Below are 20,278 nucleotides of genomic sequence, written 5' to 3' on the forward strand. Positions count from 1 at the left end.
ATTCTGCCGTTGCGTGTTGTACAGCCGCACCAGCCAAGGAGAACCATCATGCACATCATGTTCAACAATCCGCTGGTCTATGTGGTCGAGTACGCAGGTCTGGAAGCCGTCGAGGTGATCGACAAGCGCATCGGTCGTGGCGCCCTGATCCGCGACGACGCAGCACGCCGTTTCCGTGAGGAACTGAAGGAACTGGTCGATCACGACGAAGAGGTCGGGCCGGAAGAGTTCGATGCCTTCATGGGGCCGTGGGAGGCGCTGCTGACGCAGCCGGCGATCTACCACTGACGCAACCACCGGCCGCCCGCGGTGTTTCGCCGCAGGCGGCCGCTTCGGTAAGATGCGTGTCCGCAGAACCTGCACGCAGCATCCGCATTCCGATGAGCAAGGCCTTCACCAAGGAAACCGACACCGAAGAGGACGATCCCGAATCGGTCAGTGCGCTGCCACCGGGCAGCAAGAACTACATGACGCTCGCCGGCTACGGCCGTCTGCGGGCCGAACTCGACGAACTGGTGCGCAGCGAGCGCCCACGCATCGTCGAAACTGTCGCCTGGGCCGCCTCTAACGGCGACCGCTCCGAGAACGGCGACTACATCTACGGCAAGAAGCGGCTGCGCGAGATCGATCGCCGCATCCGTTTCCTGATCAAGCGGCTCGAGTCGGCCACCGTGGTCGACCCCAGGGAACAGCAGAACCCGGAACAGGTGTTCTTCGGCGCCACCGTCGATTACGAGGACGAGGACGGCCCGCACACCGTGCAGATCGTCGGCGTCGACGAAGCCAATGCATCCGACGGTCGCATTTCGTGGATATCGCCGCTCGCCCGCGCGCTGCTCAAGGCGCGCGAGGGCGACACCGTGCGCTTCCAGAGCCCGGCCGGACTGCGCGAGATCGAGGTGACCGAGGTGCGCTACGAGTGAGTGCAGTTCCGCACGTCCGGCTCGTTGCGCGCCTGTTGCTGGCGGCATTGCTTGCGCTGCCGGCGGCGCCGGTGCTGGCGCAACTGCTTGCGCGCAGCGCAGGTGTGGCGCTGGCCGCCGATGTCTGCAGCGTTGCCCGCCCGGGCGACGACGGAGTGCCGGCGCCGCTCCAGCACGCAGGCGCGCATTGCCATTGGTGCTGCCCGCTTGGCGATGCCCTGCCGGTCATCCGCTTTGCGACGCCGACTGTGGCGTTCGCGGACGGGCAGGCGAATCCGCCTCCGGCGGGGGAGCGCCGCAGCGATGCCTGCGGCATGCGGCCGGAGCCGAGGGCGCCGCCCGGGTGTCTGGCCCAGCGGGCCTGATCCGCACATCGAATCCTCGTGACGCGTCAGCCGGTCATTCCGGTGCCTCTCGCGTCATCGTTCCGCCTTTTCCGGAGTACAGAAATGAAATCCATCCTGACCGCCTCCCTGCTTTCCATCGCCTGCAGTGCCGCCCTGGCCGGCGTCACCGTCAAGGACGCGTGGGTACGAGCGACCGTGGCCGAACAGAAGGCCACCGGCGCCTTCATGCACATCACCGCGCCGAAAGCGGCGCGCCTCGTCGGCGTCCGCTCGCCGGTGGCCGGCGTTGCCGAAATCCACGAAATGTCGATGAACAACAACGTGATGCGCATGCGCGCCATTCCTGCGATCGATCTGCCGGCCGGTAAAGCGGTCGAACTCAAGCCGGGCGGTTTCCACCTGATGCTGATGGACCTGCGTGCGCCGCTGGTGGACGGGCAGACCGTGCCGCTGAGCCTGACCGTCGAAACGGCCGACGGTCAGCGTGAGACCGTGGAAATCAGCGCCCCGGTGCGTCCGCTCGGCGCCGCCGCCTCGCACGATCACCACTGAGCAAGCCCCCTCCGCACTCGCTGCCGGCGCCATCAGGGCGCCGGCAGTCCCGCCTCAGCTGTCCTCCGTTCTCGCCGCTGCACCCCCTCGTCTCCGGGATTTCCTCCCGCATCTGCGTCTGTTCAACTGTACAGATAAAGTTAATTAACCGTACGCCTAAAGTTTTGTCCTCAGGGTTCGTAATCCTTCGCAGCAGGTGGACGCTGACAGCCTTGTCGGGCCGGACTTTCGCAATACAACTCACACAAAACTGTCATGAATTCGAATTCCAGAATGGGCGATCCGGCGGTTTCCAGGGTGCTGGACGTGAGCACACTCGGCCGGCCGGTGCATCGACTGGATGCCTTCGCCGACCGGCTGACCAAGGATCTGGCCGAAGCGCTCCGTAGCGGCATCAACCGTCGCTACCGCGCCGGCTTCGATCTGCGTGCGCTGAGCTTCGATCAGGCCGCACAGCCGGGAAAGCCGATCCGCTGGGCCGCCTATGCAGGCCCGGCCGGCCGCATCCTTTTCGCCGCCGAGCGACCGCTGGTGCTGACCTTGCTGGGCTATCGCTTCGGTCTGTTCGGACGCGATGGCGCGTCGGCGCCCGCAATCCCCGAGGTCGCGGGTCGCGAGACGGCGACCGAGGAACGCGTCGCCGCTGGCCTTGGCGAGGAACTGATCACCGTGGTGGCTGCGCGCATCGCGGCCGGCGATCCGGAACGAGCGCTCGATGTCGTCGCACCGCCGGCATTTGTCGTGACGCCCGCCGCACCGCCCGCACCGGGCGCATGGACCTTGACCTGCACGGTTGCCGATCCCTTGCTCGGCGAGGACTGCCACATGTGGTTCGTGCTCGACGACGCCTGCATGGACAGCTTGCTGCGCGGTCTCGCGCCGCCTGCCGACAGGAAGGACGCGACGCGCGCCGACACGCCCTTCGCCAACCGTCTCCAGATGACGCTCACCGGTCGCCTGCTGAGCAAGGAAATCCAGCTCGGCGAACTGTTCGACCTGCGTGTGGGCGACGTCATTCCGGTCTTCGTCGGCGAAGCCGACGTACTGGTCGACGACTCGCGCCTCTTTACGGCAGCTGTCGCCGAGCACAAGGGCAAGCTCTGCCTCACCTCATTCAACGATATGGACTGATGCCATGGACAACACTTCCGGAATCGACGCACTGCTGGACGGACTGGACGAGGCAGGCGACGACCTCGCGCTGCTCGGCAACGAAGCGCCGGTCACACCGGCTGCGCCGCGACGGAACATTCCGCAGATGATGCGGCGCATACCGGTCACGCTGACGCTGGAAGTCGGTTCCGCGCGCGTATCGCTGCAGGACCTGATGGACATCGAACCGTCGAGCGTGCTCGAACTGGACTCGCTGGCCGGCCAGCCGCTGGTGATCAAGGTCAATGGCACGCCCATCGGTCACGCCGAGGTGGTGCTGGTCGGCGACAACCACGGCCTGCGCGTGGTCGACCTCGACGGTCTCGATCTGGACAGCCTGGCGCAATGACCTACCGATCGTCGTGCGGAGGGCCGTGGGCGCGCCGCGCAGGCAGGCTGCTGCCGGCCGTGGCCGCGGTCGTCGTCTGTGCGTCGGCCGGCGCGGCCGAGATACCGCTGCTCGAATCGACCACCCGCGGCGCCACCACCGAGTTTTCGGTGAAGACGCAGATACTCATCATCATGACCATGCTCGGGTTGCTGCCCGTCATGGTGATGATGATGACCAGCTTCACCCGCTTCGTCATCGTGCTGTCGCTGCTTCGCCAGGCGCTGGGACTGCAGCAGGGCCTGCCCAACCGCATCGTCACCGGCATCGCGCTCATCCTGACGCTGCTGGTGATGCGCCCGATCGGCGAACAGATATGGGCCGAGGCCTTCGTGCCCTACGACCGCGACAGCATCAGTCTCGAACAGGCGCTGAAGATCGCCGAGGCGCCGGTGTCGCGTTTCATGATGGCGCAGACCGGAAAGGCCGCGCTCGAACAGATCGCCCGCCTGTCCGGCTCCGGGCCGGTCGCGCAGCCGATGGACCATCCCTTCCTGGTGCGTCTGGCCGCCTTCGTGCTGAGCGAGCTGAAGACCGCCTTCCAGATCGGCTGCATGCTGTTCATCCCCTTCCTGGTGATAGACCTCGTCGTGTCCTCGGTGCTGATGGCCATGGGCATGATGATGCTGTCGCCGCTGGTGATTTCGCTGCCACTGAAGCTGCTGCTGTTCGTGCTGGTCGACGGCTGGACGCTCACCGTCAACACGCTGGTCACCAGCATCCAGGTCTGACGCGATGCTGACGCCCGACATCGCCGTCGATCTGGTCAGCGAGAGCCTGCACATCACCATGGTGCTGGTGCTGCTGCTGGTCGGCCCCGGCCTCGTGATGGGCCTCATCGTCGCGCTGTTCCAGGCGGCAACGCAGATCAACGAACAGACGCTGAGCTTCCTGCCCCGACTGCTGGTCACGCTGCTTGCCATCATCTTCGCCGGACGCTGGATGACCGGCTACCTGATGGACTTCTGCGTGTCGGTGTTCCAGCGGGCATCGGCGCTGGTCGGCTGAACGGGCGGGGACCAGGTGGAGCCGCTGTTCAACCAGATGCTGCCGCTGCTGCACTCGCTGTGGTGGCCGTTCTGCCGCATCCTCGCGATGTTCAGCGCGGCGCCGCTGATCGGCGAGACCACGCTGCCGATGCCGGTGCGCATCCTGCTGTCGCTGGTGCTGGCGGTGGTCATGCTGCCGCTGGTGCAGGACGGCGCGCAGATCGACCCGTTCTCGCTGAACGGCGTCGTCACCACGGTGCAGGAGGTGCTGATCGGCTTCGTGATGGGGCTGGCTTTCCACCTCGCGATGGCCGTCATCATGGTGCTCGGTTTCCTGGTGTCGTCGCAGATCGGCCTGTCGATGGCGCTGATGAACGATCCGCTCAACGGCGCTTCGTCCGACGTCGTATCGAGCCTGCTGGCGACCCTGTGCGCGCTGGTGTTCTTCGCCGTCGACGGCCACCTGCTGCTGGCCGGCGTCATCGGCGCCAGCTTCGGTGCCTGGCCTGTGGGCGGCGGCATTCCGCTGTCCACACTGCAGGCGATCGCGCTCAACGTGGCCTGGGTGTTCTCGGCGGCGCTGCTGCTCGCGGTGCCCATGGTGTTCGCGACCATGGTGGTGCAGATCGGCTTCGGCTTCCTGAACCGCGTGGCGCCGTCGCTGAACCTGTTCTCGCTCGGCTTCTCTCTGGTGACCGTATTCGGGCTGTTCATGCTGGGCCATGTCGCGCGCGTGGTGCCGCAGCACTATCTGCGCATGTGCGGGCAGGTGCTCGACATGCTGCAGCAGCAGATGAGGGCGGCGTCGCATGGCTGACGAATCCGGCAGCGGCGACAAGTCCGAAAAGCCCTCGCAGCAGAAGCTCAGGAAGACGCGCGAGAAGGGGCAGGTCGTCCGCTCGCGCGATCTGGCGACGGCGGTTGGCATCCTGGTGAGCCTCAAGCTCATCGTGCTGATGATGCCGTCGCTGCTCGACGACTTCCGCGCGCTGTTCGCACTCGGCTTCGTGCCGCTGGACGGCGACGGCGCGCTGGACAACGCATGGTCGGCGCGCTTCGCCGCCGCCTCGACGCTGCTGCTGAAGATGCTGCTGCCGCTGTGTGCGGTACCGCTGGCCATCCTGGTCGCGTCGATGCTGCCCGGTGGCTGGGTGCTCAACGTCGAGCACTGGCAGCCCAAGCTGGAACGCCTGAGCCCGATCAAGAATCTGGGTCGCCTGGTGTCGCCCAAGCACCTGTTCGAGGTGGCGACCTCGATGCTGAAGGCGACCGCGCTGTGCTGCGTGCTGTGGTACGTCTGCAGCCGCGGCGTCACCGACTTCCTGATGCTGCAGTCGCTGCCGCTGGACCGCGCGCTGGTTGCCGGCGCCGGCCTGATGCTGGACAGCATCATGGCGCTGTGCGCCGTGTTCGTCGTGTTCGCGCTGGTCGACGTGCCGGCCCAGGCCTTCTTCTTCCTGCGCAATCTGCGCATGACCAAGCAGGAGGTGAAGGAGGAGCACAAGTCGAGCGAAGGGCGACCCGAGGTGAAACAGCGCATCAGGCAGTTGCAGCGCCAGATGGCGCGGCGCGGCGTGCGCAAGGCGGTGCCGGGGGCCGACGTCGTCATCGTCAACCCGGAGCATTACGCGGTCGCGCTGAAGTATGACGAGCGCCGTGCGCAGGCACCTTTCGTCATCGCCAAGGGCGTGGACGAAATGGCGCTCTACATCCGCGCCATCGCCGCCGAACACAGCGTCGAGACGGTCGAACTGCCGCCGCTTGCACGCGCGATCTACAACACCAGCCAGGTCAACCAGCAGATTCCGCTGCCGCTGTATCGCGCGGTGGCGCAGGTGCTCACCTACGTGCTGCAGCTCAAGGCCTTCCGCCGCGGGCAGCGTCGGGGCGAGCCGCGCCTGCCGACCGACCTGGTCATTCCGAAACATCTGAGCGAGGTGATGCCCGCATGAACTTCCTGAACCGCCTGGTCGACGAAATGCGCCGGCACCGCGTCGCCACACCGGTGTTCCTGCTGCTGATACTGGCGATGGTGATACTGCCGCTGCCGCCGGTGCTGCTCGACGTGCTGTTCACGTTCAACATCGTGCTGGCGCTGATCGTCATCCTGGTCAGCGTGTCGGCCAGACGGCCGCTCGATTTCTCGGTCTTTCCGACCATCATCCTCGCCACCACGCTGATGCGGCTGACGCTGAACGTCGCGTCCACGCGGGTGGTGCTGCTGCACGGCCACGAAGGCACGCACGCCGCCGGCCAGGTGATCGAGTCCTTCGGCAACGTGGTGATCGGCGGCAACTTCGTGGTCGGTCTGGTGGTGTTCGTCATCCTGATGATCATCAACTTCGTCGTCGTGACCAAGGGTGCGGAGCGCATTTCCGAGGTGTCGGCCCGCTTCACGCTGGATGCGCTGCCGGGCAAGCAGATGGCCATCGACGCCGATCTGAACGCCGGCCTGATCAACCAGGAGAAGGCCCAGGCACGCCGTCGCGACGTAGCGATGGAGGCCGACTTCTACGGCGCCATGGACGGCGCGTCGAAGTTCGTGCGCGGCGACGCCATCGCCAGCATCCTCATCCTGCTGATCAATATGGTGGGCGGCGTCATCATCGGCGCGCTGATGTACGACCTGAGCCTTGGCGACGCCTTCCGCCAGTACGCGCTGCTCACCATCGGTGACGGTCTGGTGGCGCAGATCCCGGCGCTGCTGCTGTCGGCCGCGGCCGCCATCATCGTCACCCGCATCAGCGATTCCGGCGACTTCGAACAGCAGATCAGTGCCCAGCTGCTGACCTCGCCGACGGTCATGTACGGCGCGGCGGCGATGATGGCGGTGCTGGCCGCCATTCCGGGCATGCCGACGCTGATGTTCGCGCTGTTCGCCAGCGTGCTCGGCTTCGTCGGCTGGCGCCTGTCGGGGATGGCCGAGCGACCGGCGCAGAGCGATCTGGGTGAGGTCGAGAGTGCACTGATCAACAGCCGTGCGCCCGAACTCGACTGGAGCGATCTGCCCGTGGTCGAGCCGGTCACCATCATGCTTGGCTACAAGCTGGTCGGCTTGATCGACGCAGCGCAGGGCGCGCCGCTGACACGGCGCATCAAGGGCGTGCGCCAGAGCCTGAGCGAAACCATGGGCTTCCTGCTGCCGCCGATCGGCGTGCGCGACGATCTTTCGCTGAAGCCTTCGCAGTATTCGGTGCTGCTCAGCGGCGCGGTGATCGCCCAGGCGGAAGTATTCGCCGACCGGCTGATGGCCATTCCGTCGCCGAAAACCTACGGCACGCTGGACGGCATTCCGGGCATAGAGCCGGCCTATGGCATGCCGGTTACGTGGATCGCGCCGGAGGACAAGGCGCACGCGCTCGGCCTCGGCTATCAAGTGGTCGAGTGCGCGTCGGTCATTACCACCCACCTGTCCAAGCTGGCGCGCGAGCATCTGGCGGAACTGTTCGGTCACGAGGACGTGCCGGCGCTGCTGGAACGCCTCAGCGCGCTGACGCCCAAGCTGTCGGCGGCGCTGGACAAGGCGATGACGCACACCCAGCTGCTGCGCGTGTTCCGTGTGCTGCTGGCCGAGAACGTGTCGCTGAAGGACATCGTGCCTATCGCTACCACGCTGGTCGAGAACGCCGAAGTGACGAAGGACCCCATCCTGCTGGCGGCCGAGGTGCGCTGCGCGCTGCGTCGCCAGATTGTCGGTACGCTGGTCGGACCGCTGAACGAGATGAAGGTGTTCAATCTGGGCAGCGAACTGGAGAACATGCTGCTGGGTTCGCTGAATCAGGCGCGTCAGAGCGGCAAGGCGGCGCTGGACAACTATCCGATCGACCCCAACCTGCTGGCGCAGCTGCAGACCCACATGCCGCTGGCGCGCGACCAGATGAAACAGCAGGGCGGCACGCCGCTGCTGCTGGTGATGCCGCAGATCCGTCCGCTGCTCGCGCGCTACGCGAGGCTGTTCGCGCCGGGACTGCAGGTACTGTCGTACAACGAAGTGCCGGAACAGCGCGACGTCAGCGTCGTCGGCACACTGGGCTGAGCGAGGCGCTCAGCAGAGCCTGCCGCCGCGCGCGTGCAGGAAGGCGTGGGTGAGCCAGGCGATGCGGCAGACTGTGAGTTCGGTCGCCACGATGCGCTGTCGCGCCAGGATGGGCAGTATGTAGTCGATGCAGCGCACGCCACCGTTGGCGTCGCGCGTCGCTCGGCACAGCAGGCCGGTGCGCCGCAGATCGTCGTCGGACACGACCTCGCAGGGCGACAGGCGGTCGTGCCCGTTCTCGATCAGGAACTGCAGCGCCACCACGAAGGCGGCACGCGCAATGCGGATGTCCTGCGGCACGATGCGCACGTATGGACGGTCCGTCTCGTGCAGGATTTCGAAATCGATGTCGGACACGCCGTGCGTGGCGTAGCGCTGGCCATCGCCGATGAGGTGCCAGATCGCATCTATCGTTGCTTCGGCGTGTGAATCGCAGATCGCGGATTCGCAGCGGTTCCTCATATGGTTCATCCTTCCGGTTGGGTAGTGCGCTGCCGGCGCCACGGCGAACGCCCGCGCCGGTGAGACCGGGGCGGGCGGACGCGGAACGGGAGTTGCCGGACGCCGGAGCGTTGGCAGTCGCGGTGTTACTGCATCAGCGACATGACGAGCTGAGACATGCTGGAGCTCTGCTTGAGCATGGAGGTGCCCGCTTGCATGAGCATCTGCTTCGAGGTCATGTTGGCGGTTTCGGATGCGTAGTCTACATCCATGATGCGACCGCGCGCCTGTTCGGTATTGGTCTTCATGTTGGCCAGGTTGTTGTAGACGTGGTCGAGGCGGTTCGACGCGGCGCCGATCTGCGAGCGCAGCGTGCCGACCGCGGTGATCGTCGTCTCGGCCAGCGTGATCGCGGCGTTGGCGGCGGTCGAAATGTCACCGGCGTTGAGTGCGGTGACCGCGGTGGTCAGCGTCGTGAAGTTGGCCGAGGTGTCGACCACCATGGTTTCCGCGGCGTCGGCGCCGATCTGGAAGGTCACGCCGCCGGCCGTGGCCAGCGTGCCGCCGGTCAGCAGGGCCTGGCCGCCGAACTTCGTGTTGGTCATGATGTTGGTCAGTTCGAGACCGAGCTGGTCGTATTCCGCCTTCATCGCCGTCTTGTCGCTGGCGTTCGATGCACCGTTCGACGCTTCGGTCGCCAGGTCCTTCATACGCAGCACGATGTTGGTGATTTCGGTGAATGCGCCTTCGGCGGTCTGCATCATCGAGATGCCGTTCTGGGTGTTGCGCTGGGCCACCGCCATGCCGCGCGTCTGCGCACTCAGGCGGGTGGCGATCTGCAGGCCGGCGGCGTCGTCCATCGCGGAATTGACGCGGAAGCCGGTGCCCAGGCGGGTCATCGAGGTTGACAGGGCTTTCTGGGTGCCGCCCACCGAGTTCTGTGCGGTCAAGGCTGCGGCGTTGGTATGAAGGCTGAGCATGAATGGTCTCCGGGTCGAGGGGCGGGGATCGGCCACCGGTACCGGCATGTTCGCCGCCTCGTTGGCCTCATCAGGAAAAGGCGACGCGGAAGGCGGATAACTTAAATGGCTGCCATGTCCGTTTCACGACACGCTGGCGACATGCAAAAAAAAAGAGCCAGCCACACCGACAGGCGCGACTGGCTTAGCCTGCTGCACACGGCCCCCGGAGGGCGCGTGCCGCGGGGGGGAGGGTTACTGCATCAGCGACATGACGAGCTGAGACATGCTGGAGCTCTGCTTGAGCATCGAGGTGCCGGCCTGCATGAGCATCTGCTTGGAGGTCATGTTGGCGGTCTCGGAGGCGTAGTCGACATCCATGATGCGACCGCGTGCCTGTTCGGTATTGGTCTTCATGTTGGACAGGTTGTTGTAGACGTGGTCGAGGCGGTTCGACGCCGCACCGAGGTCGGCGCGCACCGAGCCCACTTCGTTGATGCGCGACTCGAGCTGACCGATCGCGGCCGTCGCGTTGGCCGAGGTCAGGATTTCACCGAGCGAGGTGGCGGTGGCGTTGCCGGCGCCGGTGGCGAAGGCGGCGTCCAGGTTGGTCAGCTTGGTCACCACGTCCACCGTCATCGTTTCCGCGGCGGCAGCGCCGATCTGGAAGGTGGTGGTGGCGGCGCCCAGCGAACCTGCGCCCTTGAGCAGCGCCTGACCGCCGAACTTGGTATTCGTCATGATGTTGCCGATTTCCGCCGCGAGCTGCTGGTACTCGGCGTTCATCGCGGTCTTGTCGTTGGTGTTCGACGCGCCGTTGGCCGCTTCGGTCGCCAGGTCCTTCATGCGCAGCAGGATGTTGGTGACTTCGGTGAACGCGCCTTCGGCGGTCTGCATCATCGAAATGCCGTTCTGCGTGTTGCGCTGGGCCACCGCCATGCCGCGCGTCTGCGCGTTCAGGCGGGTGGCGATCTGCAGGCCGGCGGCGTCGTCCATCGCGGAATTGACGCGGAAACCGGTACCCAGACGGGTCATCGACGTCGACAGGGCTTTCTGGGTACCGCCCACCGAATTCTGTGCGGTCAGGGCGGCGGCGTTGGTGTGCAGGCTCAGCATGGGAATCTCCGGATAGGGGTTCTGGCTTCAGGGCATCGACGCCACGGCGTGCGCGTTTTCGATGTCCTCATCCGGAGAGGGCGACGCCGACGCGGCCAACCTTAAATCGGTGACATCCATTTTGTTACCGCGACACTGCTGCGGTCCCTCTGCGGCGTGGTCAGCGCGAGCAGTACTTCGGCGGCGACGCGGAACAGCGGCAGCGGCAGGTGCGCATGCAGTGCCGATGGCCGGGAGATGTCGAGGGCCCGGAGATGCAGCCGCCCCGAGGCGGCGTGCAGCAAACGGCACGATGCGAGACGGGTACCGGCGAGCACCAGCGCGGCTGCCAGTGCGGGCAGAATTTCGCGTACATGCGCGGCCGCCGTGTCGCCATCGATGCGGAACTGCAGATGGACACCGGCCGCGATCTGCAGCCGCACCTGCACCAGGCCCTTGCCCGGCAGTTCGATCTCGATCAGCAGAACGGCCGACGCGGCTGCAGTGGCGGCATGCTTCGCGTCCTCGTCGTCGCCGATGAACAGTCTGGCCGGCGGGCCGTCGCTCAGATGCACAGGGAAGATCCAGCGCTCCGCGCCGGGCAGCGGGAGCAGCGGCGGGGGGGCGCTGACGCGGCCCGGCTCGACTTGCAGCGGGGGCGTGCTCGCGGCGGACGCGTCCGCACGCATCAGTTCGGTCGTGATCTGCCGGAACGCGCGGGTGCGCAGTGCGGCGGCGAGATCCAGCGCTCCGGGCGCGCGCCAGCGCAGATGGCGCAGCAGCAGCTGATCGGGTTGCATCGCCGCCGACAGTTCATCGGCCGGCGCCGACGGCCGGGCGGGAACACCGGGGGTCTCGGCTTCGACCTGAAGTTCGACCGCCGGCGAGGTGGACAGCACCCGGACAGCGAGTCGCTCGCCTGCCACCAGCGGCCGACCCAGCAGGGCCAAGCCCTGCAGGCGGGACGCCACCACGTCGTCTGCGGTGTCGACGGCGGCACCGGCGTCAGCCGGTGACGGCAGACGCTCGGGAGGGCGCCGCAACGGCAGTGTCAGTGCGAGACGCGGAATCCTCTCTATCGTCATGGCGAATGCTCCGGATATGAAAGAGCCAACCGTCCGGCTGGCACGGTTGGCTCGTCCTGCGGTGCGCGGACCTCGGGGCCGCGCGGGCCATCAGGCTTACTGCATCAGCGACATGACGAGCTGGGACATGCTGGAGCTCTGCTTGAGCATCGAGGTGCCGGCCTGCATGAGCATCTGCTTGGAGGTCATGTTGGCGGTCTCGGAGGCGTAGTCGACATCCATGATGCGACCGCGTGCCTGCTCGGTATTGGTCTTCATGTTGGCCAGGTTGTTGTAGACGTGGTCGAGGCGGTTCGACGCGGCGCCGAGCTGGGCACGCACGCCGCCGACATCATTGATCCAGCCCTCGATGTCGCCGATGGCGGTGGCGGCGGTGGCGGCGGTCGTGATGTCGCCGAGCGTGGCGGCCGTGGTCAGGTCGGTCACCAGCGCGGCCAGATCGGTCGACACGTCCACCGACATCGTTTCCGCGGCAGCGGCGCCGATCTGGTAGGTGATGGCGCCGGCCTGCAGCGAGCCCGCGCCATTGAGCAGGGCCTGGCCGCCGAACTTGGTGTTGTTCAGGATGTTGCCCAGTTCGGAACCCAGTTCCTGGTATTCGGCGTCCATCGCCGTCTTGTCGTCGGTGTTCGACGCGCCGTTACGCGCTTCGGTCGCCAGATCCTTCATGCGCAGCAGGATGTTGGTGATTTCGGTGAATGCGCCTTCGGCGGTCTGCATCATCGAAATGCCGTTCTGCGCATTGCGCTGGGCGACGGCCATGCCACGGGTCTGGGCGCTCAGGCGGGTGGCGATCTGCAGGCCGGCGGCGTCGTCCATCGCGGAATTGACGCGGAAACCGGTACCCAGGCGGGTCATCGAGGTGGACAGGGCTTTCTGGGTACCACCCACCGAATTCTGTGCGGTCAGGGCGGCGGCGTTGGTGTGCAGGCTCAGCATGGAAGGTCTCCTGGTCTGGTTCGGCGGTGAGGATCGGGCGTCTTGCGCCGTCTCCAGACACAGGCGACCGCTGACCCGCCGGTCTTAAATCCGGATTCATCTTCCGGGCCCCTCACGCGCCCCGGCGTGACCCATGACAGACGTCTTTGTCTGTCGGGAGTTTTTCCCTTCTCGTAGAAACATCATGTTTTTCATATACATAGGGTAAATATGAAGTTTGTATTTACACGTAAAGTTTTGTCGCTGAGCGTCGATACATACACGTACGGTTAAGCAGCCGAAGCTGCGCCACATAGAACCAATCTGCCGGCCTCTGCCACCGGCAAGACAAAAAGGTGATGCACGTATGGGATATGAATTCGCCAGCGCGATCGGTGCCAGCAAGGCGTTGATCGAGGCCGATGCCACCAACATTGCGGCGAGCGCCGCCATGCCGCTCCAGCCGGCTTCCCGCTTCGGCGGTGCAGAGGGCGCCGGTTTCGCGAGTGCGATGCAGGACGCCGTGCAGCGTGTCGATGCCATGCAGCACGAGGCGTCGCAGCGCATGGAGGCGGTCGACAGCGGCCAGAGCGACGACCTGGTCGGCGCCATGCTGGCCAGCCAGGAGGCCAGCCTGTCCTTCTCGATGCTGATGCAGGTGCGCAACAAGGTGGTGGGGGCCGTCGAGGACCTCATCAAGCTGCCTCTCTGACACTGACCTGGAACAGCCCACGTGATCGCAACCGTACGCGGCGGCCTGCAACGCCTGCGCGCCGGCTCCGGGGCCATGCCCTCGCTGCCGCCCGCCTTCCTCAAAAGTCTGGTTCCGCTGATGGTGATCGCCGTCGCGATCACCGCGCTCGTCCTCATGTATCTGTGGCAGGACCAGGCCAGCTACAAACCGGTGTTCGGCGCCCGCCAGAAGGTGGCGACGGCCGACATGATGTCGGTACTCGATGCCGAAGGCATTCCCTACCGCCTGCATCCGGAAAGTGGACAGGTGCTGGTGCCGGACGCCCAGCTTGGTCGCGTGCGCATGCTGCTCGCGGCCAAGGGCGTAGCGGCGCAACTGCCTGCCGGCCTCGAACTGATGGACCAGAACGATCCGCTCGGCGTCAGTCAGTTCGTACAGGACGTGCGTTACCGGCGCGGCCTGGAAGGTGAGCTGGCGCAGAGCATCCTGACGCTGGACGCCGTCGATTCGGTGCGTGTACACCTGTCCATCGCACGTTCCACCTCCTTCGTCGCCACCGACGGCGAGAAGAGCACCGCGTCGGTGGTGCTCGGCCTCAAGCCCGGACGCACGCTGAGCCCGGAACAGATCGCCGCCATCATCAATCTGGTCGCCGGCAGCGTGTCGACGCTGGACCCGCAGCGCGTCAGCCTGGTCGATCAGGCCGGCAACTACCTGTCGGCGCGCGTCGATCTGAGCGACGGCTTCGAGACGCACGGCGGCAACGAGGCGGCACACCGCTTCCAGAACGAGGCGCGCGGCAATGTGCGCGACCTGCTGTCGCCGGTGCTGGGCGAGCACAACTACCGCGTCAGCGTGACCGCCGAGGTCGACAACGACCGCGTCGAGGAGACGCACGAGAAGTACGGCGAGGCGCCGCGTGTCACCAGCGAGGCCACGCGCGAGGAGCAGGACCGCAACCGCGTCGCGCTCGGCGTACCCGGTTCGCTCAGCAACCGTCCGGTCGCTGCACCGGCCGCGCAGGCGCCGGCGCAGCCGGCTGCGGCCGGCGAACAAGCCGCCGCGCCCGCACCTGACGCCGCTGGCGCGCGCAAGAACGCGTCGACCCGCCAGTACGCCTACGACCGCAGCATCACGCAGATCAAGCGCAGCCGCGGCCGCCTGCAGAAGCTCAACGTCGCCGTCGTGCTCAACAACGCGGCGGCGGCCGATCCGGCGAAGGGCTGGAGCGAGGCCGAGATCAGGAATATCGAACGCATTCTCGCCAATGGCCTGGGCATCAACGCCGAGCGCGGCGACCAGCTGGTCGTGTCGTCGCTGACTTTCCCGGCGCAGCCTGAAGCACCGGCCTGGTGGGCGCAGCGCGACAACATCGTCGATATGGGGTCGTGGCTGCTGTATGCCGCGGGCGGGCTGCTGGCGCTGCTGTTCGTCGTGCGCCCGCTGGTGCGCTCGGCACAGCAGCGCATCGCCCCGACGCCTCCGCGTGACGAGGACATACCGGTGCGCGATGCCACGCCGGACACGCAGGCACCAGTCGCCGCAGCCGCCCCCGCGCTGGCGCTCGACGGTGGATCGGCCGCCGGCGGCAGCCCGGTGGTGTCGCTGCTCGAGAACTACGACCTGCCGCCGCCGGGCTCCCCGGTCGACGTGCTGGTCGAACATCTGAAGGTCCTGGCCGGCAAGGAGCCGGAGCGGGTCGCCGAAGTCGTCAAGCAATGGGTGCAGAAGAATGGCCGATCCGAACAACCCGCTGAGTAATCCCATCATCCCGTCGGGCAGCAATCTGAGTCCGCTCGAACAGGCGGCCATCGTGCTGCTGAGCATGGGCGAGGAGCCGGCAGCCGGCGTGCTGCGCTGTCTGTCGCGCGAGGAACTGCTCGAAGTGACCGGCGTCATGTCGCGTCTGAGCGGCATCAAGGTCGAGAGCGTGCGCACCGCGATCCAGCGCTTCTTCGACGAATACCGCGAACAGAGCGGCGTGCATGGCGCCTCGCGCTCCTATCTGAAGCGCTCGCTGGATCTGGCACTGGGCGGCGAGATCGCCAGCAGCGTGCTGAACAGCATCTACGGCGACGCCATACGCCCGCTGATGGCACGCCTGCAGTGGGCGTCGCCGAAATGGCTGGCCGACTTCATCGCCGACGAGCACGTGCGCATGCAGGCGGTGTTCCTCGCCTTCCTGCCGCCTGCGCTGGCCGGCGCCGTGATCGACGCACTGCCCGAGGACGGACGCGACCTGCTGCTGCTGAACGTCGCGCGGCTGAAGGAGATCGACCACGAACTGCTTGTCGAGCTGGAGGAGCTGGTGAACCGCTGCCTCGCCAGCCTCGGCTCGCAGAGCGCCAGTGTCGAGGGCACGCGCCAGGCGGCGGAAATCCTGAACCGCCTGTCCGGCAACAAGCAGCAGATGGTCGAACAGCTGCGCGCGCGCGACCCGAAGGTGGTGTCCGAAATCGAAATGAGCATGTACGACTTCTACATCCTGTCGCGCCAGTCCGACACCGTGCTGCAGCGCCTGCTCGAGGACGTGCCGCTGGAACAGTGGGCGATCGCGCTCAAGGGCGCCGAGCCCGAAGTGCGCGACGCCATCATGCAGACCATGCCGCGTCGCCAGGCGCAGAGCTTCGAGGACACCATGCGCCGCACCGGCCCGGTGCCGCTGAGCCGCATCGAACAGACGCGCCGCGAAATCATGGCCCAGGTGAAGACGCTGGTCGACGCCGGCGAAATCGAGGTGCAGCTGTTCGCCGAGGCCGTCGTCGAATGAGCGGCGTACGCCCACACCGCTTTCCGCCGCTGGCACAGATCGCCGCCGGCCGCGCGGACGGGCAGTCCGCCGCGCAGTACCAGCAGTCGCTGGCCGACGGATTCCGTCAGGGCATGGACGAGGGCTACCGCGTCGGCCATGAATCCGGCCTCGCCGACGGCCTGGCCGAAGGCCGCGAGAGCGGACGCCAGGAGGGCCTGCAGGCCGGGCGCGATGAGGCGCTGCGACAGACGCTGGCTTCGTTCGAACAACTGGCGCGTCCGCTCGACGCCATGCTCGAACGCCTGCAGGGCCTGCAGGCGGACTACCAGACCGCGCTGCGCAAGGAAGTGGTCGATCTCGTCGCGCGGGTTGCCCGTCAGGTGATCCGCTGCGAACTGGCGCTGCAGCCGGCGCAGCTGCTGTCGCTGGTCGACGAGACGCTGGCGGCGATGCCGCCGACCCGGCAGGGCATCGAGGTGCACCTGAATCCGGAAGACCTGAAGCGCATATCCGACATCGATGCGCCGCGCGCCGCGCGCTGGCATCTGGTCGCCGATCCGCGTCTGGAACTGGGCGAATGCCTGGTGAAGGCGGGCGATCACGAAGCCGACGCCGGCTGCGCGCAGCGCTTGGCCGCCTGCGTCGAGCAGGTGCGTGCCCAGTTGCTCGACGGTGGCGATGCATCGCCGCCGGCGATCGACGTACCCTACACCGCGGAGGCCGCATGATCACCGACGTGCTGCGCCGCCTCGAAATCGGCGACGTGCCGGTGGCGACGCCCACTGGCCGCCTGGTCGGCGCCTCCGGCCTGCTGCTCGAAAGCGCCGGCTGCCCGCTCTATACCGGCCAGCGTTGCCAGATCGAAACGATGGACGGCGGCTGGCTCGATGCCCAGGTGGTGGGCTTCCGCGACAAGCTGTCCTTCCTGATGCCGTTCAAGAAGCCGGTCGGCCTGACCACCGGCGCCCGCGTGCTGCCGGTGCAGGACAAGCTCGATCTGATGATCGGCCCGTCCTGGCTGGGGCGCATGGTCAACGGTCTCGGTGAGCCGATAGACGGCCTCGGCCGCCTCGGTGGCGAACATCCGCTCGACCCGCATCCGCCGCGGGTGCATCCGCTGAAGAAGAAGCGCGTATCCGAGCCGCTCGACGTCGGCGTGCGCGCGATCAACGGCATGCTCACGCTGGGCAAGGGCCAGCGCGTCGGCCTGATGGCGGGCAGCGGCGTCGGCAAGAGCGTGCTGCTGGGCACCATCACCCGCCAGACAGCGGTTGATGTCGTCGTCGTCGGCCTGATCGGCGAGCGCGGCCGCGAGGTGCGCGAATTCGTCGAACTGTCGCTCGGCGAGGAGGGGCTGAAGAAGGCGGTCGTCGTCATCGCGCCGGCCGACGAATCGCCGCTGATGCGACTGATGGCGACCGAACTGTGTCATTCCATCGCCGCCCATTTCCGCGACCAGGGCAAGGACGTGCTACTGCTGGTCGATTCGCTGACCCGCTACGCGATGGCACGGCGCGAAGTGGCGCTGGCACTGGGCGAGCCGCCGGCCACGCGCGGCTACCCGCCGTCGGTGTTCTCGCTGCTGCCGCAGCTGGTCGAGAGCGCAGGCAATGGCGAGAACCCGGAAGGCAGCATGAGCGCGATCTACACCGTACTGGCCGAGGGCGACGACCAGCAGGACCCGGTGGTCGACACTGCCCGCGCCATCCTCGACGGTCACATCGTACTGACGCGCGAACTGGCCGAACGTGGTCACTACCCGGCCATCGACATCGCCGCGTCGATCAGTCGCTGCATGGCGCTGGTGGTCGACAAGGCGCATCTCAATGCCGCGCGCACGGTGAAGGAGATGGCGTCGCGTCATGCCCAGGTACGTGACCTGATCCCGCTCGGTGCCTATGTTGCCGGTGCCGATCCGCAGACCGATCACGCGGTGTCGCTCTATCCGGACATCGAGGCCTATCTGCGCCAGGGCGTAGCCGAAGCCGCGCCGATGGCGCAGTGCGTCGCGCGCATGCTGGAGCTGGCGGCATGACGACGAAGACATCCATCCGCGCGCTGGCGCGACTGGTCGACGTGCGCGAGCGCGAGGTAGACCGCCTGCAGGCAGACATGGCCGGCAAGGTGGCGCTGCGCCAGCGCTACCTCGGCAACATCGAACGGCTGCAGTCGCTGTGCGACGGCGTGCCGCAGACCGGCTCGCTGCAGCCTCTGCTGTCGATGAACAGCGCCGGCTACAAGCAGTCGGTGGCCGAAATGGTGGCGACGCACCGGCAGGAACTGGCGGCCCACGAGATCGAGATCGACCTCGCGCGGCGCGAACTGGCGCTGGTTTCACGACGCTGCGAAGTGCTCGACCAGGTGCTGCTGCGCCAGCGCAGCATCGTCGCGCACGGTGCGCGCGTCAGCGAACAGAAGCGGCAGGACGACATCGCCGTCCAGGTATGGGGGCGTGCGCCGTGAGCGCCCGTTACGCATCGATTTCAGTTTTTGTGCACTCCGGTCGCCTTGAACGGTGGACGCGTCCGCTAACCGTTCACAGGAGCCAGACATGAGCACTTTCGATCCCGTCACCACCGCTTCGCAGCTTGCGACCGCCTACATCAGCGCGTCACAGACCCAGGTCGACACGCAGAGCAAGAAGGCGCAGACGACGACGTCGGCGCTGACCAAGCTGCAGAGTGCGCTGCAGGCTTTCGACAGCGCGCTGTCCACGCTGTCGTCGAAGAAGGGCGTCACGCAGAACACGGCCACGCTGAGCAGTACCGGCGTCGGCACGGCGAGCGCGTCGCCGGGCGCGGTGGCGGGCGAGTACCCGCTGTTCGTCGAACAGGTCGCCAGCGCCCATCAGGTGGTGTTCACCGATCTGCCGGCGGTGCCGGTGCCGATGAGCGGCATGCTCAGCATCAATCTCGCCGGTGGCGCGACGATAGGCGTCGATTTCTCCGGCGCCGACATGGACGCCGACGGCACGCTGTCGCAGACCGAGATGGCGCGCGCCATCAACCAGGCCAGCGGTAACCAGGGCAAGGTCACGGCGATGGTGATGACCGCCGGCGGCCAGACGCAGCTGGTGCTGTCGTCGGCCGAAACCGGCGCCGACGGCCAGATCACGCTGGACACCAGCGGCCTGCCGGCCGGCGCGTTCAAGGACGCGCTCGACAACGGCAGCGAACTTACGGCGGCGCGCGACGCCGTCGTGTGGCTCGGTGCGCAGGGCTCCGGCGTGCGTCTGCAGCAGGCGTCGAACACGTTCACCGCCATCCAGGGCGTGACGATGACCGTCAGCCGCGCGATGACGGCGGGCGAGGCGCCGCTGACGCTGAAGGTGGCGGGCGACAGCAGCGGCACCGCCGCCAATGTGCAGAGCTTCATCGACGCCTTCAACAACCTGAAGAAGGGGCTGGACGAACTGACCAGCACCGGCGACGCCGAGAGCGGCGTGGCCGCCGCGGCCTTCGCTTCCGACGCCGGCATACGGTCCCTGCGCAACCGCCTCGACAGCATCGTCCGTCAGGACATCGGCGGCCTGCGCCTGATGGATTTCGGTGTCAGTGCCGACCGCAGCGGCAGGCTGTCGCTCGATGCGACCAAGCTTGACAAGGCGATCGCCGCCAATCCGGACGCCATCGACAGCCTGTTCGGCAGCGCCAGCACGAGCTCGGGCAGCGGCCTGCTCGGCAGCTTCGCCAGCTACATGGACGTCTGGCTCGACTCGGCCGGCGGCCAGATACAGCGCCGCAAGGACACCGTGCAGAGCCAGCAGAAGGCGCTCGCCACGCGCCAGACCCGTATCAACCTGCAATACGACAACGCCTACCAGCGTTACCTCGTGCAATTCACGCAACTGCAGTCGCTGCAGTCGCAGATGGGGCAGACCACCAGCATGTTCGACGCGCTGTTCGCGAGCTCGTCGGCCAGCTGAGGACTGCCTGTCCGCCAACGAA

At 66.8% G+C, this 20,278-nt stretch carries 23 protein-coding genes; 18 read left to right on the plus strand and 5 right to left on the minus strand.

The genetic code is table 11. The features are described from left to right. Positions 1 to 48: 48 nt before the first annotated feature. The 11 genes from METRZ18153_RS0107360 to METRZ18153_RS0107410 all read left to right on the plus strand — a co-directional run bounded on the left by METRZ18153_RS0107360 (position 49) and on the right by METRZ18153_RS0107410 (position 8,387). A complete protein-coding gene (locus METRZ18153_RS0107360) occupies positions 49 to 288 on the plus strand; it encodes a DUF3567 family protein (RefSeq protein ID WP_020164115.1) in 240 nt (79 codons plus the stop codon). Positions 289 to 380: 92 nt separating this feature from the next. Beyond that, positions 381 to 923 (plus strand): transcription elongation factor GreB, encoded by a 543-nt coding sequence (gene greB, locus METRZ18153_RS0107365; protein WP_020164116.1) that lies wholly within the window; start codon positions 381 to 383, stop codon positions 921 to 923. Beyond that, the gene (locus METRZ18153_RS20830; protein ID WP_157257215.1) at positions 920 to 1,288 is read left to right on the plus strand and encodes a DUF2946 family protein; all 369 of its coding nucleotides are present in this window, start codon (positions 920 to 922) and stop codon (positions 1,286 to 1,288) included. Before greB ends, METRZ18153_RS20830 begins: the two co-directional genes overlap by 4 nt. 84 nt (positions 1,289 to 1,372) lie before the next feature. Then, positions 1,373 to 1,822: a copper chaperone PCu(A)C gene (locus METRZ18153_RS0107375; protein WP_020164118.1), complete on the plus strand. Its 450-nt coding sequence runs from the start codon at positions 1,373 to 1,375 to the stop codon at positions 1,820 to 1,822. 255 nt (positions 1,823 to 2,077) lie between these two features. Continuing rightward, complete coding sequence (locus tag METRZ18153_RS0107380) at positions 2,078 to 2,953, plus strand: FliM/FliN family flagellar motor C-terminal domain-containing protein (protein ID WP_232415987.1); 876 nt, start codon at positions 2,078 to 2,080, stop codon at positions 2,951 to 2,953. Positions 2,954 to 2,957: 4 nt separating this feature from the next. Beyond that, the gene (locus METRZ18153_RS0107385; RefSeq protein WP_020164120.1) at positions 2,958 to 3,323 is read left to right on the plus strand and encodes a FliM/FliN family flagellar motor switch protein; all 366 of its coding nucleotides are present in this window, start codon (positions 2,958 to 2,960) and stop codon (positions 3,321 to 3,323) included. Continuing rightward, a complete protein-coding gene (gene fliP, locus METRZ18153_RS0107390) occupies positions 3,320 to 4,093 on the plus strand; it encodes a flagellar type III secretion system pore protein FliP (RefSeq protein ID WP_029143614.1) in 774 nt (257 codons plus the stop codon). Before METRZ18153_RS0107385 ends, fliP begins: the two co-directional genes overlap by 4 nt. A 4-nt stretch (positions 4,094 to 4,097) precedes the next feature. Continuing rightward, complete coding sequence (gene fliQ / locus METRZ18153_RS0107395; protein ID WP_019918843.1) at positions 4,098 to 4,370, plus strand: flagellar biosynthesis protein FliQ; 273 nt, start codon at positions 4,098 to 4,100, stop codon at positions 4,368 to 4,370. A 15-nt stretch (positions 4,371 to 4,385) separates the two neighbouring features. Beyond that, positions 4,386 to 5,168 (plus strand): flagellar biosynthetic protein FliR, encoded by a 783-nt coding sequence (gene fliR / locus METRZ18153_RS0107400; protein ID WP_020164122.1) that lies wholly within the window; start codon positions 4,386 to 4,388, stop codon positions 5,166 to 5,168. Beyond that, complete coding sequence (flhB, locus tag METRZ18153_RS0107405) at positions 5,161 to 6,303, plus strand: flagellar type III secretion system protein FlhB (RefSeq protein ID WP_020164123.1); 1,143 nt, start codon at positions 5,161 to 5,163, stop codon at positions 6,301 to 6,303. Before fliR ends, flhB begins: the two co-directional genes overlap by 8 nt. Next, positions 6,300 to 8,387 carry a flagellar biosynthesis protein FlhA gene (locus METRZ18153_RS0107410; RefSeq protein ID WP_020164124.1) on the plus strand — a complete coding sequence of 696 codons (2,088 nt, stop codon included), beginning with the start codon at positions 6,300 to 6,302 and terminating at the stop codon, positions 8,385 to 8,387. The genes flhB and METRZ18153_RS0107410 overlap by 4 nt, the downstream gene beginning before the upstream one ends. Before the next feature lie 9 nt (positions 8,388 to 8,396). Here METRZ18153_RS0107410 and METRZ18153_RS0107415 read toward each other — a convergent pair whose 3' ends face one another. From METRZ18153_RS0107415 to METRZ18153_RS0107435, 5 genes are all read right to left on the minus strand, one after another. Beyond that, a complete protein-coding gene (locus tag METRZ18153_RS0107415; RefSeq protein ID WP_020164125.1) occupies positions 8,397 to 8,849 on the minus strand; it encodes a hypothetical protein in 453 nt (150 codons plus the stop codon). Positions 8,850 to 8,974: 125 nt separating this feature from the next. Next, positions 8,975 to 9,808: a flagellin N-terminal helical domain-containing protein gene (locus tag METRZ18153_RS0107420; RefSeq protein WP_020164126.1), complete on the minus strand. Its 834-nt coding sequence runs from the start codon at positions 9,806 to 9,808 to the stop codon at positions 8,975 to 8,977. Positions 9,809 to 10,042: 234 nt separating this feature from the next. Beyond that, complete coding sequence (locus METRZ18153_RS0107425) at positions 10,043 to 10,903, minus strand: flagellin N-terminal helical domain-containing protein (RefSeq protein WP_020164127.1); 861 nt, start codon at positions 10,901 to 10,903, stop codon at positions 10,043 to 10,045. 101 nt (positions 10,904 to 11,004) lie between these two features. Further along, positions 11,005 to 11,967, minus strand: a complete 963-nt coding sequence (locus tag METRZ18153_RS0107430) for a hypothetical protein (RefSeq protein WP_020164128.1) — start codon at positions 11,965 to 11,967, stop codon at positions 11,005 to 11,007. 96 nt (positions 11,968 to 12,063) lie between these two features. Next, positions 12,064 to 12,906, minus strand: a complete 843-nt coding sequence (locus METRZ18153_RS0107435; RefSeq protein WP_020164129.1) for a flagellin N-terminal helical domain-containing protein — start codon at positions 12,904 to 12,906, stop codon at positions 12,064 to 12,066. Between the two features lie 346 nt (positions 12,907 to 13,252). Between METRZ18153_RS0107435 and METRZ18153_RS0107440 the strand changes: the two genes are divergently transcribed. From METRZ18153_RS0107440 to fliD, 7 genes are all read left to right on the plus strand, one after another. Beyond that, positions 13,253 to 13,597 (plus strand): flagellar hook-basal body complex protein FliE, encoded by a 345-nt coding sequence (locus tag METRZ18153_RS0107440; RefSeq protein ID WP_020164130.1) that lies wholly within the window; start codon positions 13,253 to 13,255, stop codon positions 13,595 to 13,597. Between the two features lie 21 nt (positions 13,598 to 13,618). Continuing rightward, the gene (fliF, locus tag METRZ18153_RS0107445) at positions 13,619 to 15,340 is read left to right on the plus strand and encodes a flagellar basal-body MS-ring/collar protein FliF (protein ID WP_020164131.1); all 1,722 of its coding nucleotides are present in this window, start codon (positions 13,619 to 13,621) and stop codon (positions 15,338 to 15,340) included. After that, positions 15,312 to 16,349, plus strand: a complete 1,038-nt coding sequence (locus tag METRZ18153_RS0107450; protein WP_020164132.1) for a flagellar motor switch protein FliG — start codon at positions 15,312 to 15,314, stop codon at positions 16,347 to 16,349. Before fliF ends, METRZ18153_RS0107450 begins: the two co-directional genes overlap by 29 nt. Next, positions 16,346 to 17,059, plus strand: a complete 714-nt coding sequence (gene fliH / locus METRZ18153_RS0107455) for a flagellar assembly protein FliH (protein WP_020164133.1) — start codon at positions 16,346 to 16,348, stop codon at positions 17,057 to 17,059. Before METRZ18153_RS0107450 ends, fliH begins: the two co-directional genes overlap by 4 nt. Next, positions 17,056 to 18,366, plus strand: coding sequence for a flagellar protein export ATPase FliI (fliI, locus tag METRZ18153_RS0107460; RefSeq protein ID WP_020164134.1), 1,311 nt, complete (start codon positions 17,056 to 17,058; stop codon positions 18,364 to 18,366). The genes fliH and fliI overlap by 4 nt, the downstream gene beginning before the upstream one ends. Continuing rightward, entirely contained in the window at positions 18,363 to 18,794 is a 432-nt protein-coding gene (locus tag METRZ18153_RS0107465; protein ID WP_020164135.1) for a hypothetical protein, read from the plus strand. The genes fliI and METRZ18153_RS0107465 overlap by 4 nt, the downstream gene beginning before the upstream one ends. Positions 18,795 to 18,882: 88 nt before the next feature. Next, on the plus strand, positions 18,883 to 20,256 hold the full coding sequence (gene fliD, locus METRZ18153_RS0107470) for a flagellar filament capping protein FliD (RefSeq protein WP_020164136.1): 1,374 nt from the start codon (positions 18,883 to 18,885) through the stop codon (positions 20,254 to 20,256). Positions 20,257 to 20,278 lie beyond the last annotated feature (22 nt).

The sequence above is a fragment of the Methyloversatilis discipulorum genome, from assembly GCF_000385375.1.
In the GTDB taxonomy this organism is placed as follows: Bacteria; Pseudomonadota; Gammaproteobacteria; order Burkholderiales; family Rhodocyclaceae; genus Methyloversatilis; species Methyloversatilis discipulorum_A.

Bases quoted from the DNA above. Each gene is read 5' to 3' on its own strand.
- METRZ18153_RS0107360 (WP_020164115.1), top strand. From the start codon at position 49: ATGCACATCATGTTCAACAATCCGCTGGTCTATGTGGTCGAGTACGCA.
- greB (WP_020164116.1), top strand. From the start codon at position 381: ATGAGCAAGGCCTTCACCAAGGAAACCGACACCGAAGAGGACGATCCC.
- METRZ18153_RS0107375 (WP_020164118.1), top strand. From the start codon at position 1,373: ATGAAATCCATCCTGACCGCCTCCCTGCTTTCCATCGCCTGCAGTGCC.
- METRZ18153_RS0107380 (WP_232415987.1), top strand. From the start codon at position 2,078: ATGAATTCGAATTCCAGAATGGGCGATCCGGCGGTTTCCAGGGTGCTG.
- METRZ18153_RS0107385 (WP_020164120.1), top strand. From the start codon at position 2,958: ATGGACAACACTTCCGGAATCGACGCACTGCTGGACGGACTGGACGAG.
- fliP (WP_029143614.1), top strand. From the start codon at position 3,320: ATGACCTACCGATCGTCGTGCGGAGGGCCGTGGGCGCGCCGCGCAGGC.
- fliQ (WP_019918843.1), top strand. From the start codon at position 4,098: ATGCTGACGCCCGACATCGCCGTCGATCTGGTCAGCGAGAGCCTGCAC.
- flhB (WP_020164123.1), top strand. From the start codon at position 5,161: ATGGCTGACGAATCCGGCAGCGGCGACAAGTCCGAAAAGCCCTCGCAG.
- METRZ18153_RS0107410 (WP_020164124.1), top strand. From the start codon at position 6,300: ATGAACTTCCTGAACCGCCTGGTCGACGAAATGCGCCGGCACCGCGTC.
- METRZ18153_RS0107415 (WP_020164125.1), bottom strand. From the start codon at position 8,849: ATGAGGAACCGCTGCGAATCCGCGATCTGCGATTCACACGCCGAAGCA.
- METRZ18153_RS0107420 (WP_020164126.1), bottom strand. From the start codon at position 9,808: ATGCTCAGCCTTCATACCAACGCCGCAGCCTTGACCGCACAGAACTCG.
- METRZ18153_RS0107425 (WP_020164127.1), bottom strand. From the start codon at position 10,903: ATGCTGAGCCTGCACACCAACGCCGCCGCCCTGACCGCACAGAATTCG.
- METRZ18153_RS0107430 (WP_020164128.1), bottom strand. From the start codon at position 11,967: ATGACGATAGAGAGGATTCCGCGTCTCGCACTGACACTGCCGTTGCGG.
- METRZ18153_RS0107435 (WP_020164129.1), bottom strand. From the start codon at position 12,906: ATGCTGAGCCTGCACACCAACGCCGCCGCCCTGACCGCACAGAATTCG.
- METRZ18153_RS0107440 (WP_020164130.1), top strand. From the start codon at position 13,253: ATGGGATATGAATTCGCCAGCGCGATCGGTGCCAGCAAGGCGTTGATC.
- METRZ18153_RS0107450 (WP_020164132.1), top strand. From the start codon at position 15,312: ATGGCCGATCCGAACAACCCGCTGAGTAATCCCATCATCCCGTCGGGC.
- fliH (WP_020164133.1), top strand. From the start codon at position 16,346: ATGAGCGGCGTACGCCCACACCGCTTTCCGCCGCTGGCACAGATCGCC.
- fliI (WP_020164134.1), top strand. From the start codon at position 17,056: ATGATCACCGACGTGCTGCGCCGCCTCGAAATCGGCGACGTGCCGGTG.
- METRZ18153_RS0107465 (WP_020164135.1), top strand. From the start codon at position 18,363: ATGACGACGAAGACATCCATCCGCGCGCTGGCGCGACTGGTCGACGTG.
- fliD (WP_020164136.1), top strand. From the start codon at position 18,883: ATGAGCACTTTCGATCCCGTCACCACCGCTTCGCAGCTTGCGACCGCC.